11 protein-coding genes and 1 riboswitch are annotated in these 13,925 nt (G+C 67.6%); of the genes, 8 read left to right on the top strand and 3 right to left on the bottom strand.

Annotated features, from left to right (window positions below; all coding sequences use genetic code 11):
• Positions 1-19 precede the first annotated feature (19 nt).
• The 3 genes from ABH915_RS14315 to ABH915_RS14305 all read right to left on the bottom strand — a co-directional run bounded on the left by ABH915_RS14315 (position 20) and on the right by ABH915_RS14305 (position 2,674).
• On the bottom strand, positions 20-565 hold the full coding sequence (locus ABH915_RS14315; RefSeq protein ID WP_370125007.1) for a flavodoxin domain-containing protein: 546 nt from the start codon (positions 563-565) through the stop codon (positions 20-22).
• 156 nt (positions 566-721) lie between these two features.
• On the bottom strand, positions 722-1,909 hold the full coding sequence (locus ABH915_RS14310) for an IS30 family transposase (protein WP_370117672.1): 1,188 nt from the start codon (positions 1,907-1,909) through the stop codon (positions 722-724).
• 93 nt (positions 1,910-2,002) lie between these two features.
• Entirely contained in the window at positions 2,003-2,674 is a 672-nt protein-coding gene (locus tag ABH915_RS14305) for a vitamin K epoxide reductase family protein (protein ID WP_370122454.1), read from the bottom strand.
• Between the two features lie 481 nt (positions 2,675-3,155).
• Between ABH915_RS14305 and ABH915_RS14300 the strand changes: the two genes are divergently transcribed.
• From ABH915_RS14300 to ABH915_RS14265, 8 genes are all read left to right on the top strand, one after another.
• Positions 3,156-6,383 (top strand): Rne/Rng family ribonuclease, encoded by a 3,228-nt coding sequence (locus tag ABH915_RS14300; protein ID WP_370122451.1) that lies wholly within the window; start codon positions 3,156-3,158, stop codon positions 6,381-6,383.
• A gap of 148 nt (positions 6,384-6,531) precedes the next feature.
• A riboswitch (TPP riboswitch) is annotated at positions 6,532-6,629 on the top strand.
• A gap of 36 nt (positions 6,630-6,665) precedes the next feature.
• Complete coding sequence (locus ABH915_RS14295; RefSeq protein ID WP_370125006.1) at positions 6,666-8,258, top strand: bifunctional hydroxymethylpyrimidine kinase/phosphomethylpyrimidine kinase; 1,593 nt, start codon at positions 6,666-6,668, stop codon at positions 8,256-8,258.
• Positions 8,259-8,659: 401 nt separating this feature from the next.
• The gene (gene rplU / locus ABH915_RS14290; RefSeq protein ID WP_018773353.1) at positions 8,660-8,968 is read left to right on the top strand and encodes a 50S ribosomal protein L21; all 309 of its coding nucleotides are present in this window, start codon (positions 8,660-8,662) and stop codon (positions 8,966-8,968) included.
• Between the two features lie 61 nt (positions 8,969-9,029).
• Positions 9,030-9,293, top strand: coding sequence for a 50S ribosomal protein L27 (gene rpmA, locus ABH915_RS14285; protein WP_009372867.1), 264 nt, complete (start codon positions 9,030-9,032; stop codon positions 9,291-9,293).
• Positions 9,294-9,410: 117 nt separating this feature from the next.
• The gene (gene obgE / locus ABH915_RS14280) at positions 9,411-11,000 is read left to right on the top strand and encodes a GTPase ObgE (protein WP_018773352.1); all 1,590 of its coding nucleotides are present in this window, start codon (positions 9,411-9,413) and stop codon (positions 10,998-11,000) included.
• The gene (gene proB / locus ABH915_RS14275) at positions 10,990-12,162 is read left to right on the top strand and encodes a glutamate 5-kinase (protein WP_370122444.1); all 1,173 of its coding nucleotides are present in this window, start codon (positions 10,990-10,992) and stop codon (positions 12,160-12,162) included. The genes obgE and proB overlap by 11 nt, the downstream gene beginning before the upstream one ends.
• 26 nt (positions 12,163-12,188) lie before the next feature.
• Positions 12,189-13,574, top strand: coding sequence for a glutamate-5-semialdehyde dehydrogenase (locus tag ABH915_RS14270; RefSeq protein ID WP_370122441.1), 1,386 nt, complete (start codon positions 12,189-12,191; stop codon positions 13,572-13,574).
• Between the two features lie 80 nt (positions 13,575-13,654).
• Positions 13,655-13,894, top strand: a complete 240-nt coding sequence (locus ABH915_RS14265) for a hypothetical protein (protein WP_026537133.1) — start codon at positions 13,655-13,657, stop codon at positions 13,892-13,894.
• Positions 13,895-13,925: the final 31 nt, after the last annotated feature.

Raw genomic sequence — 13,925 nt, 5'->3', positions numbered from 1 at the left:
CTGTGCAGTCTCGATGGCATTATCCTGTGATGCTGCCTGAAGATGTGGACGAAGCAGGTTTAGCGAGTTGGTCCGTAATCTGATCTGTCCAGTCATCGACAGCCGCCCAGTCCCGCAAATCCCCGAAACGGCCGCCGACTAGCCGGAACACCATCCGGAGCGGTGCCGGCATCTGGCCGGCCTGGTAGACGCCGGATAGGATTTTGTGGCCCCGCAGCGGAACTTCCTCGTTCAGGACTTCGGCCAGACGTTCCTGTTGCAGGGCCGCGCCCCGACGGCGAAACGGCTTGGGCAACGCATCCGCCATGCCTACGCTGAAGGCCCAGACGGGTCGATTGGCCAGCTCGCGGGCATGGTGTTCGAAGAACAGCAAAGCCGGGGGCAGCCAGGCCTGGTTGTGGATGGCGCTGCCGACGACGACAGCCTCATAGCGGGAGACAGCCTCGACTTCCTCCACGGACCGGCACTCTACCTCGCCCAGTGCACCCGCCATCCGGTATGCCATATGTTGGGCTATCTCCCGCGTGGACCCCAAAGCGCTTGCATAGGCAACAAGAACAGTCACGATGAAGCCTCCTGTCTTCCTTTCTCCAGCCTTGTCCAACCTGTGCGCGCGGGGTCGTGCCATAAGTCCCGACATGGGCCCGGACCATGTCACCGAGGTGACAGTTAAGGCCAATGCTCAGCGGGCAAAGTCAACTGGTCGGTGCAACGCGGGTGTTTAGGCTGCTGTTTGCAGCAGCTGGTTCAGCCGGTTGGCTGGGGTCTGCAGGTTGAGGGTGGGACGGGGCCGGCGGTTGAGTTTCGCTGCGACCTGGCGGAGGTCTTCGGGGGTGTGGACGGAGAGGTCCGAGCCTTTCTCGAACCAGAATCTCAGCAGCCGGTTGGTGTTCTCGTTGGTGCCGCGCTGCCAGGGCGAGTGCGGGTCGCAGAAGTAGAGCGTGGTGTCCAGGGCGGTCTGGATCCGGTCATACTCGGCGAGTTCGGTTCCGCGGTCCCAGGTGATCGAGCGTCGCAGGTGATCCGGGAGGTGGCCCATCTCCCGGATCATCGCGGCAGCGACGGTGTCGGCGGTGTGGTCCCCGGGGAGGTGGAGGAGGATCGTGAACCGGGTCGAGCGTTCCACGAGGGTGCCGATCGCGGTCCCGTTAGAGCCGATGATCAGGTCTCCCTCCCAATGCCCGGGCACGGCCCGGTCCTGGACTTCGGCCGGGCGTTCGCTGATCTTGAAGGCCTCCTTGTAGGGGCTGTTCTTGTGCCGGTCCGCGGCATGCGGGACGCGCTGCTTCCGTTTCAGGCTGAGCTTTTCCGCCAGGTCCGCCCGCAGACTTCCGCGGGTTTGGACGTACAGCGCCTGGTAGATCGTTTCGTGGCTCACCTGCATAGTCTGATCGTCGGCGAAGTAGAAGGCCAACATCTCCGAGATCAGTTTCGGGCTCCACCCGTCATCCATCCATACCCCGATCAGCCGGCACAACGCCTCGTCCTGGACCAGTTTCAGCGGTTTGGGCCGGCGCCTGGCCTGGTGGGCCCTCGTGTGGGCGACCGAGGCGTAATACACCCCGTCGTCGCCGGTGTTGCGGTTGACCTCACGCCAGACCACGGATCTGTCCCGGCCGATCAGCTCGGCGATCTTGGCGTAACTGAGCCCGCTGCGCTGGCCCATCTGGATCATCCCCCGCTCAGCCAGGTCCAGCGCCCGGCCCGGGCCCCCGGGCGAGGGCGCCGGATCCGCCAGGCCCCCGACTGGCCCCATGTCCATAGTCATCATCCGGCCAGACTGGGCCCACCAGTTCCTCCCGGTCCCATGCGTGGCCCCGACACACCGGGCGGCAGCAAGAATCGACCTCCCCGAGCACACCAGATCAAAGAACTCAGTGCGCGCTTCCAGGGAAAATACATTGACCATCAAACGCTCCATCAATGAGAGCGTTGCTACGACCATAAGAATTTGCCGCGCGAGCATTGGCCTTAACTGTCACCTCGGTGCGGTTGGGGGCGCTCAGTAGCCGGAGGTCCCGATGAAGACCTGGATGAAGGCGAAGAAGATCGTCGCGATGACGGCGACGTACAGCAGCGCCGTGATGATCCAGCCGGAGTCGCCGATCACCTTGGTGGGGCCGGCAGGCAGCGCAATCACGCCGTGGGAGACGTTCCGGACGCTCACCCAGACGAACAGCGGGATCATCACGGCCCAGACGATCATGCAGAACGGGCACAGGATGTGGATGGAATACAGGGCCTGGGACCAGAGCCAGACCACGAACGCGAAGCCCAGCGTCACGCCCGCCTGCAGCCCCAGCCAGTACCACCGGGCGAACCGGGCGCCGGCGAGGATACCCATGGCCGTGGTGATGATCACGGCGAAGGCGACGATCCCGATGAACATGTTGGGGAAGCCGAACACGGAACTCTGCGGTGTCTGCATGACCTGCCCGCAGGAGATCCATGGGTTCACGTCGCAGACCGTGACGTGGTTCGGGTCCTTCAGGACCTCCAGCTTCTCCAGCACCAGGGCCCCGGATGCGAGCCAGCCGATGACGCCGGTGATCAGCAGGAGCCAGGCGAACGGGCGGTCGCGGGTCATCGTGGGAAGGGACCGCTCCGCGGGGGCCGGGCCGGAACCCGGTTGGTGCACGGTCGCGTCGCCGGCAGTGCTGGAGATGCTGGGCATGGAAATTGAGTCCTTTTTAGTCGTTTTGACCGGGTGCTTCTTGCCCCGATTGTAACGCCGCAGGCTGAAGAGCGCCGGAGAATGGCCCCGTCCGCCGTGCCCGGCCGCACCTGATGCGCTTCCAGCCCCGCCTACGCCTGCTTTGACGGCTCCTGTGAGACAATGATCGTGGCTGGAACCCGATCCACATCCGGATTCCGGTCCGGCGATTTTGTTTCAAGACCGCCAATGATGAGCAGGGAGCTGCGGATCCTCTGATTCCAGCTGTCCCGCAATGCCATTGGACGGCACCTGGTTGTGGCGTGTAGGTCAACGGGTTCCAAAACAATCTCGCCGGCCCTCCAGGGCTGCCGCACCCCACTGCCGGTGCGAACCTGAGGGTATCCAATTGACTTCTGTCAATGCCTGCGGGTGTTGACGCATATTTGCCCCAAGGGGCGCCGAATGTGGCGGCGCATCAGGGGCAGGAGTGTCGCCACATATGGATAATGACCAGGTTGTAGCCGGAAACGAAGAAGTAGCAGTCGCCGGGGAAGCACAGGGAACTGCGGAAGCAGAGGCTCCGGCAGCCCCGAAGAGGGCCGTCCGGACCCGCCGGAAGGCGCCCGTCGCCAAGGTCAACGCCGAGGAGGCTGCGGAGGCCGTGGCCGAAGCCGCCGCTCTGGCCGACGCGGCCGGCTCAGATGAGCCCGTCCGGGGCCGCCGCAAGGCTGCCAGCGTCGAGGCAGCCGCACCCGAAGCTGCCGTATCTGAAACTGCCGCACCTGACACTGCGGCCAAGGCGCCCGCGCGGCGCACCCGGACCCGGAAAGCTGTGGCCGCCCCGGAACCGTTGCCTGCCTTCGCAGACGACGCCGCAGCCGGCGCACCTGCCGCGGCTGAGGCCCCCGCAGCAGCTGGCACTGACACAGCTGCCGCAGAAACGGTTGCAGAGAAGCCGGTCCGGCGCCGCGCCAGCCGTGCCAAGGCCGCCCCGAAGGCCGAAGAAGCACCCGCGGCAGTACTCCCGGCCGAAGAAGCCCCCGCTACGGAAGCACCCGCTGCGGAAGCCACCGCAGCCCAGCCCGCCGCAGCCCAGCCCGAAGAGCCGGAAGCCCGTCCCGAGGAGAGCCCGGCCGCGTCGCTGTTCATGGAACCGGGTGCCCTCACTTCCGTGATCTTCCAGGCCCCGGACCTGAGCACCGTGGTGCGTCAGGCCCCCGTTGCCGCGGCAGCAGCTGAGTCCGAGGACGAAGAAGGCGACGAGGACGAGGACGCCGGCAACCGCCGACGGCGCCGCAGCCGCGGCCGGCGCGGCCGCACCCGCACCTCTGCCGAGTCCGACACCGAGACCGAAGGCACCGAAGAAGAGGGCGATGAAGGCTCCGAGGTGATCCTCGAAGACGGTGTGACCTCCCGCCGCCGCCGCCGTCGCCGTCGCGGTGACCAGGACCTGGAGCTGACCGGCGGGGAAGGCGACGATCCGCCCAACACGGTGACCCGCGTCCGTGCGCCGCGGGCGATGGCCGAGGCGCCGGTCAACAACCGCGTCACGTCCGTCAAGGGCTCCACCCGCCTGGAAGCCAAGAAGCAGCGCCGCCGCGAATCCCGCGACACCGGCCGCCGCCGCACCGTCATCACCGAGGCCGAGTTCCTGGCCCGCCGCGAATCCGTGGACCGCCAGATGATCGTCCGCCAGCGCGACGACAGAATCCAGATCGGTGTCCTCGAAGACGGCGTCCTCGCCGAGCACTTCGTGTCCAAGACCCAGCAGGATTCCCTGATCGGCAACGTGTACCTGGGCAAGGTCCAGAACGTGCTGCCCTCCATGGAAGCCGCTTTCGTGGACATCGGCCGCGGCCGCAACGCCGTGCTCTACGCCGGTGAAGTGAACTGGGAGTCCGTCAACCTCGAGGGCAAGCAGCGCCGGATCGAGAACGCGCTGAAGTCCGGCGACTCCGTGCTCGTCCAGGTCACCAAGGACCCGGTCGGCCACAAGGGCGCCCGCCTCACGAGCCAGATTTCGCTGCCCGGCCGGTACCTCGTGTACGTGCCCGGCGGTTCCATGACCGGCATCTCCCGCAAGCTGCCCGACGTCGAACGCAACCGCCTCAAGCGGATCCTCAAGGACCGCCTGCCCGAGGACGCGGGCGTCATTGTCCGCACCGCGGCCGAGGGTGCGTCCGAGGAAGAGCTGACCCACGACATCAACCGCCTCCGCGCGCAGTGGGAAGGCATCGAGAGCCAGTCGACGTCCACCAAGATCCTCGCCCCCGAGCTGCTCTACGGCGAACCTGACCTGACCATCAAGGTGGTCCGGGACGTCTTCAACGAGGACTTCTCCAAGCTGATCGTCTCCGGCGAGGAAGCCTGGGACACCATCGAGGCCTACGTCACCTACGTCGCACCGGACCTCGTGGGCCGGCTCGAGAAGTGGACCAAGGACACGGACATCTTCGCGGCCTGGCGCATCGACGAGCAGATCCACAAGGCCCTGGACCGGAAGGTCTTCCTGCCCTCTGGCGGTTCGCTCGTGATCGACCGCACCGAAGCCATGACCGTGGTGGACGTCAACACCGGCAAGTTCACCGGCTCCGGCGGCAACCTCGAGGAAACCGTCACCAAAAACAACCTGGAAGCGGCCGAAGAAGTCGTCCGGCAGCTGCGCCTGCGCGATATCGGCGGCATCATCGTGATCGACTTCATCGACATGGTGCTCGAATCCAACCGCGACCTCGTGCTGCGCCGCATGGTGGAGTGCCTGGGCCGGGACCGGACCAAGCACCAGGTGGCCGAGGTGACCTCGCTGGGCCTCGTGCAGATGACCCGCAAGCGGATGGGCACCGGGCTGCTGGAAGTCTTCGGCGAGCAGTGCGAAACGTGTGCGGGCCGCGGCATCGTCACCCACGACGAGCCGGTGGAGCACCGCCGCGCCAACACGGTCGCCGCGGAGCACTATGTGCCGCGTACCGAGGCGCAGCCTGCTGCCCGCACGGAACGCAAGAGCCGTCGCCGCGGCAGGGGAGGCCAGGGCGCTGAGACCGCGCCGGCCGCACCCGCACCCGTCCACGCCGAGCCCACCGAGGCCGAACGCCACGCCAAGGCCGAAGCCACCCGTGCCGCGCTGGCCAACATCGCTGCCGCGGCGCACGCCGCGCACCTGCACGACGGGGAGGCAGCCGCAGCCAGCGACGCCGGGGCCCGCCAGGCCGCCGTCGACGCCGTCACACAGCTCGCAGCCGCCGACGAGGCAGCGGGGCGTCCCGCAACGGTTCTGACGTTTGGCGGCGAGCAGGTGGCCCTGCCCTTTGTCGAGCACGCCGAGGACGCGCCGTCACCTGCCCTGACCCTGGACCTGCTGACCGAGGCCTTCGCCAACCTGGGCGAGGCCGAGGCCGGCAAGCAGGACCAGGCCGCCGGCCAGGCAGCGGCTGTTGCCGCCCCGGAAGCCACGGCGCCCGAGGTGCCGTCGGCCGTCCGCGCTGCGGAGGCGCCGGCGTCACGCACAGCCGACACCACGCGCGGCCGCCGCGGGCGCCGCAACCGGAGTGCAAGCCGGGCCCAGGGTGCAGCCAACGAAACCTCCGTGGAACACCGCGAGGCAACCCGGCCGGCCGCGGTCGGATCGGTTCACGAGGCCAAGGCTCCCGCTGCGGCCAGGCCTGCGTCCGTCCCGGCCGGCAACGAGCCGATCATCCTCGGCGTCGGCGTGCCGGCGTCGGAGCTGTAGTCCTCCGCGACTGACCACATCCCCGACCGGTCACCCTTTCGACTGGTCGGGCTGCGGGTCCGGGTCCAAGCGGGCGTAACATACGTCCGCCCAGGCCCGGGCCCGCCCGTGCGTTAACGGGTCCGCCGGGTGGCAGCGGCTAGGCTGGAACACTGACACGGGGTGCCGGGCATCGGGCCGGCTGAGATCCAGACCCGTTGAACCTGTCCGGTTAGCACCGGCGAAGGGATGTCTGCCTTGTCCGCGAGATCGAATCCGTCCGAGTTCCTGCCCAGCGAGTTTCTGCCGGCCAATTTTCTGCACAGCGAGTCTCTGCCGGCGCCGCCGCGCATTCCCCGCGTGCTGGCCATCGCCGGCTCCGATCCCTCCGGCGGAGCCGGAATCCAGGCCGACCTGAAGAGCATCGCGGCGAACGGCGGCTACGGCATGGCCGCCATCACCGCCCTGACAGCGCAGAACACCCAGGGCGTGCGCGCCGTCCACGTCCCCCCGGCAGCGTTCCTCACGGCGCAGCTGGACGCCATCAGCGACGACATCGGCATCGACGCGGTCAAGATCGGCATGCTCGGTGACGCCGCCGTGATCGACGCCGTCCGCGGCTGGCTGGAAAAGGTGCGCCCCGCCGTCGTCGTCCTGGACCCGGTGATGGTCGCCACCAGCGGTGACCGGCTCCTGCAGGAATCGGCCGAGGCCGCCCTGCAGGCCCTCCTGCCGCTGGCGGACCTCATCACGCCCAACCTCGCCGAACTCGCCATCCTGCTCAAGGAACCCGTCGCGGCCGACTGGGCCGAGGCCCTGGCTCAGGGCAAGCGGCTGGCCGCCCTGACCGGCACCACCGTCCTGGTTAAGGGCGGACACCTCCAGGGAAGCGAGCCCGGAGACGCCGACGCCGCCGCAGGCAACGACGCCGCCGCCGGCTGCCCGGATGCGCTGGTCAACACCGGTGGCCTGCTCGGCCAGGAAACCGTGGTCGTACCGGGGGAGCGGATCGCCACACGCAACAGCCACGGCACCGGGTGCTCGCTGTCCTCGGCCATGGCCACCGTGCAGGCCCGGGTGGGGGACTGGGAAGCGGCGCTGCGGGAAGTCAAGCCGTGGCTGCTGGGCGCGCTCCGCGAAGCCTCGGTCCTGGACGTCGGCACCGGCAACGGGCCGGTCCACCACTTCCACCACCTGCAGCAACTCACCGACGGACAATGCCGCCCGGCCGGACACGGTCCGGCAGCGGGGGAGTTCGCCGCAGCCCTGCGCGCAGGAGCCACCGGCGATCTTGAAGCCATCTACGCCCTGGACTTCGTCCGCGGACTGGCCGACGGGTCCTTGCCCGAGCACGAGTTCGCGTACTACCTCGCCCAGGACGCCATCTACCTCAACGGCTACTCCCGGGTCCTGGCCCGGGCCGCCGCGATTGCCCCCACCGAGGCCGAGCAGCTGTTCTGGGCCCGCTCGGCGCAGACCTGCCTGGAAGTCGAATCCGAGCTGCACCGTTCCTGGCTCAGCACCCGCCCCACGGACTCCACCCTGGGCCCGGTCACGAAATCGTATGTGGACCACCTGCTGGCCGCCTCGGTCTCCGGCAGCTACGGGGTCCTGGTGGCGGCGGCACTGCCGTGCTTCTGGCTCTACGCCGAGGTCGGTTCCACGCTGCACCGGGAATTCCTGGCCGGCGGCGCCCCCGGGGAGCATCCCTACGCCGACTGGCTGAAGACCTACGCCGATGAGGACTTCGCCGCCGCGACCCGGCAGGCCATCGCGTACACGGACACGGCGGCCAGGCGGGCATCGGAGAGCGAACGGGAGGCCATGGCCCTGGCGTTCCGGCAGTCATCGCGCTACGAAGTGGACTTCTTCGACGCGCCGCGGCTGTACGCCTGACACGAGCTGGCCCGGACTACCGGTACGATGGTGGGGCACGGTTCCGGAAGTCGTTGCGGCAACACAGCTCAGGATGGTCAAGATCCCGGTCAAGAACGTTGGCAGGGTCTTGCATCAGGAGGTTGTGGCGCCTATCACGGACTACCCGCCGGAACCAGCCTCATTTGCGGCCGAAGGCAAAATTAGCGTATTCTAGATCTTCGGTGCTTACGCCAACACTTGGGTTATGACCCTGAGAACAGTCCGCTTGGAATTCCAAATGGATTTGTTCCGGGGATAGCTCATGGGTTCCCCCGGGGAATCCACCGGCGTTGAGGCACAGCGTGAGCCGGTCCAAACAATTTGGCCCCTGGTTCCGCACGCAAATCTAGTAATAAACGTCGAGAGAAGTGAGTTCCCCAGTGGTGTACGCGATTGTCCGCGCAGGCGGCCGCCAAGAGAAGGTTTCCGTTGGAGACTTCGTTACCCTGAACCGCGTCCCCGGTGGAGCCGGCAGCACCTTTGAGTTGCCCGCACTGCTCCTGGTGGACGGTGACAAAGTCACGTCTGCTGCTGCGGACCTGGCCAAGGTAACGGTTACGGCTGAGATCCTCGAAGACCTCCGTGGTCCGAAGATCGTCATCCAGAAGTTCAAGAACAAGACCGGTTACAAGAAGCGTCAGGGCCACCGTCAGGAACTGACCAAGGTCAAGATCACCGGTATCAAGTAACTCTTCGTTACTGTTCAGGTTCCAGCAGATTCCCCAGAATTTTTGAAGGCAGGCATTTCAAATGGCACATAAAAAAGGCGCGAGTTCCACTCGCAACGGTCGTGACTCCAACGCCCAGTACCTCGGCGTCAAGCGCTTCGGTGGCCAGGTAGTTTCCGCAGGCGAGATCATCGTCCGCCAGCGCGGCACCCACTTCCACCCGGGCGCCGGCGTAGGCCGCGGCGGGGACGACACCCTGTTCGCCCTGACCCCCGGTGCTGTCGAGTTCGGCACCCGCCGTGGTCGCCGCGTTGTGAACATCGTGGCTGCTGCAGCTGCAGAGTAACCATAAGTTCTAAATCGGTGGGGCGGGCCATTAGGTCCGCTCCACCGGTGTTTTAACCGCATTACAATCATCTTGGGCCTCTTTGGGGGTCCGGGGAACAGCACTGAGGAGATCCACGTGGCGAGCTTTGTAGACCGGGTAGTACTGCACGTATCCGGCGGTACCGGCGGCCACGGCTGTGTCTCCGTCCACCGCGAGAAGTTCAAGCCCCTCGGCGGTCCCGACGGCGGCAACGGCGGCAACGGCGGCGACGTCATCCTGCGCGTGGACCCCCAGACCACCACCTTGCTCGACTACCACCACGCGCCCCACCGGCACGCCACCAACGGCGGCCCCGGCATGGGCGACTGGCGCGGCGGCAAGAACGGCGAAACCCTGATCCTTCCGGTCCCGGTGGGCACCGTGGTGAAGTCCAAGTCCGGCGAAGTCATCGCCGACCTCGTGGCCGAAGGCGACGAATACATCGCCGCCGCCGGCGGCATTGGCGGCCTCGGCAACGCCTCATTGTCCTCCCAGAAGCGCCGCGCGCCCGGCTTCGCGCTGCTCGGTATCGAAGGCGAATCCAGCGACGTTGTCCTGGAACTGAAGTCCATCGCCGACATCGCCCTTGTCGGCTTCCCCTCCGCTGGCAAGTCCAGCCTGATCGCCGCCATGTCCGCCGCCCGGCCCAAGATCGCGGACTATCCCTTCACCACCCTCATCCCCAACTTGGGCGTCGTCCAGGCCGGCGAGGTCCGCTTCACCATTGCCGACGTCCCCGGCCTGATCGAGGGCGCCAGCGAGGGCAAGGGCCTCGGCCACCACTTCCTGCGCCACGTCGAGCGGTGCGCCGCCCTGGTGCATGTGCTGGACTGCGGCACGCTCGAATCGGACCGCGATCCGCTCTCCGACCTCGCCATCATCGAGGCCGAGCTGGAGAAATACGCCGTGGACATGAGCTACAGCGGGTCCGACGGCGAAGTCGTTCCACTGAACCACCGCCCCCGCCTCGTGGCCCTGAACAAGGTCGACCTGCCGGACGGCAAGGACATGGCCGAGTTCGTCCGCCCTGAGCTCGAATCCCGGGGCTACAAGGTCTTCGAAATCTCGGCGACGAGCCACGAAGGCCTCCGCCAGCTCGGCTTCGCCATGGCCGAAATCGTCAAGGCCGCCCGCGACGCCGTCGCCGCGACCCCGCCGAAGGTGCACGCCCCGGTGCTGCGCCCCCGCGCCGTCAACGAGACCGGCTTCACGATCCGCCGCGAAGAAAAGAACCTCGAGCCGCTCTTCCGCGTCCTGGGCGACAAGCCCGTGCGCTGGGTCAAGCAGACCGACTTCACCAACGAGGAAGCGATCGGCTACCTCGCCGACCGCCTGGCCAAGCTCGGCGTTGAAAATGAACTGTTCAAGCAGGGCGCCAAACCGGGCGACATGGTGGTCATCGGCGAGGACGACGGCGTCGTCTTCGACTGGGAACCGACCATGATGGCCGGTGCCGAGCTGCTCGCCTCGCCGCGCGGCACCGACGTGCGCTTCGCCGACATCGGCGACCGCCCGACGCGTGGCCAGAAGCGCGACGAACAGCAGGAACGCCGCGACGCCAAGGCCGCCGCCCGCGCCGAACTCGAAGCCGAACGCAAGGCCGGCATCTGGACCGAATCCGTCAGCGGCCGCCGCGCGCGGCAGCCGCTCAAGGAGAGTGGACTGGGCGAAGCCGATGACGAGTAAGACCGTCGTCGAGCACCGGTCCCAGCCGCTCAAGGCCCAGACCATCGACGCCCCGGACCGCACTGTGCTGTCCGGAGCGCGCCGGATTGTCGTCAAGGTCGGCTCGTCCTCGCTGACCTCCATCAAGGGCGGGATCTCCGAAGAGGCCCTGACCGGGCTCGCCGACGCCCTGGCGCACAAGCGCAACGCGGGCGCGGAGATCATCCTCGTGTCCTCCGGCGCGATCGCCGCCGGCCTCGCCCCGCTCGGCCTCGAGAAGCGCCCCCGCGACCTCGCCACCCAGCAGGCCGCGGCCAGCGTAGGCCAGGGCCTGCTCATGGCCCGCTACACCCACGCCTTTGGCGCGCACGGGGTCACCGTCAGCCAGGTGCTGCTGACCGCGGACGACTTCATGCGCCGCAGCCAGCACACCAACGCGTTCCGCGCGCTGGACCGGCTGCTGAACCTCGGCGTTGTCCCGGTGGTCAACGAAAACGACACCGTAGCCACCCACGAGATCCGCTTTGGCGACAACGACCGCCTGGCGGCGCTGGTGGCACACCTGGTCCGCGCCGACGCGCTCGTGCTGCTCTCCGACGTCGACTCCCTGTACGACGGCCCGCCGTCGCACGGCGCCAAGCGGATTCCGCACGTCTCCGGCCCCCACGACCTCGAGGGCGTCTCGATCGGCAGCACCGGCAAGGCCGGCGTGGGCACGGGCGGCATGGTCACCAAGGTCGAAGCCGCGAGCATCGCCGCGGGGTCGGGCATCCACGCCCTCGTAACATCCACGGCCAATGCGGGCGCCGCGCTGGCCGGCGAGGACGTGGGCACGTGGTTCTCCGTCAACGGCGCGCGCAAGCCGATCCGGCTCCTGTGGCTGGCCCACCTGGCATCCGTGCGCGGCACCCTGGTGCTCGACGACGGCGCGGTCAAGGCCGTCCGCGACCGCCGCACCTCGCTCCTGCCGGCCGGAATCGCAGCGGTCAAGGGCGACTTCGAGGCCGGTGACGCCGTGGAGATGGTGTCAGTGGACAACATTGTGATTGCCCGCGGGCTGGTCAACTATTCGGCCGCCGAGCTGCCCCAAATGCTGGGCCGGTCCACCCATGAGCTCGGCAAGGCACTGGGCCGCGGATATGACCGCGAAGTTGTTCATGTTGACGACCTGGTGCTGGTCTAGGTTCCCCCGACGCCTAAACTGGAAGCATGACTGAGGCCCTGACTTCCGCTGCCGTGACTGATGTGCCTGCCGGCACCGTTCCCGCCGGTAACGCCGCGCCCGCCCAAGGGTTCGCCGCGGCCCCGGATCCGGCACCCGCCCCTGGCACAGCAACAGGGACCGAAGCGGCCGTCCACGCGATCGCCGACCGCTCGCGCAACGCTGCCCGCAAGATGGCGCACGCCAACCGGGCCTGGAAGGACCGGGGCCTGCGCGCCGTCGGCAAGGCGCTTGTGGAACACAAGCACCAGATCCTGGCCGCCAACGCCAAGGACGTCGCGGCCGGCCGGGCCTCCGGCACCAGCGCCGCCCTGCTGGACCGCCTGACGCTGACCGACTCACGCATCACGGCCCTCGCCGCCGCACTCGAAAACCTCGCCACCCTGCCCGATCCCGTAGGAAACGTCGTGCGGGGCCAAACCCTCCCCAACGGGCTGCGCCTGCGCCAGATCAACGTACCCATGGGCGTGGTGGCCGCGATCTATGAGGCCCGCCCGAACGTCACGGTCGACATCGCCGGGCTGGCTCTCAAGAGCGGCAACGCCGTCATCCTGCGCGGCGGATCCGCCGCCGCTGCCACCAACGCCGCCCTGATCACCATCCTCCGGGATGCGCTGGAATCGGTGGGCCTGCCCGCCGATGCCGTCCAGACCGTGGACCAGTACGGCCGCGACGGCGCCACCGCGCTCATGCGGGCGCGCGGCCGGGTGGACGTGCTCATTCCCCGCGGCGGCCGCGAGCTCATTCAGTCCGTTGTGACGAACTCCTCTGTGCCGGTCATCGAGACCGGTGAAGGCAACGTCCATATCTTCCTGGACGCTTCCGCCAGCGAGGAAATGGCCGTGGACATCCTCCTCAACGCCAAGACCCAGCGGCCCAGCGTCTGCAACACCGTCGAAACGCTCCTGGTGCACTCCAAGTCCACCGTTCTTCCCGCGGTCGCCGCCGCGTTGCGGGCTGCCGGGGTCACCCTGCACGTGGACCAGCGCATCCGCGCCGCCCTGCCGGCCTCGGTCCAGACCGTGCCGGCCACGGAGGATGACTGGGCCACCGAATACATGAACCTGGACCTGGCGGTGGCCATGGTGGACAGCCTGGACGAGGCCGTCAGGCACATCCGCAAGTGGTCTACCGGCCACACGGAAGCGATCCTGACCAACGACCTCGCCAACGCCGAGCGCTTCATCGCCGATGTCGATTCGGCCGCCGTGATCGTGAACGCCTCCACCCGCTTCACCGACGGCGGCGAGCTCGGCCTCGGCGCCGAAGTGGGGATTTCCACCCAAAAACTCCATGCCCGCGGCCCCATGGGACTGACCGAGCTGACCACGACCAAGTGGATCGTGCAGGGCGAGGGCCAGATCCGGGGCTAGCAACGCTGTAACATGGAACGGAAGACCGGAACGGCGGACACCTCCGCCGTCGTCAAATTTTGAACTCACTAGGGGAGAACATGCTGTCGCAGCAGATCGCCACTTTCGTCGCCGCCGCCGGCGAATCGGGCCACGAGGAACTCGCACCGCTCATTGCACCGCCGTTTGTCATTGGCGGCACCATGTTCGCGATCCTGGTGGTCCTGTTGCTGATCACGCTGTCCTACTCCAACCTGGGCCGGCGCCACGTGGCCGTCGAGGAGCATGCGGACCCGCACCGCCAGCACCCGAACAAGCACGATCACGGCCAAGGTCACTAATATTTCCGCCCCCACGAAGCAGCGCGGCGCC

It is taken from the genome of Arthrobacter sp. MW3 TE3886 (genome assembly GCF_041262145.1).
Classification (GTDB): Bacteria; Actinomycetota; Actinomycetes; order Actinomycetales; family Micrococcaceae; genus Arthrobacter.
Note: the sequence above shows the minus strand (reverse complement) of the source record. Positions and strands in the feature narration are given on the sequence as shown.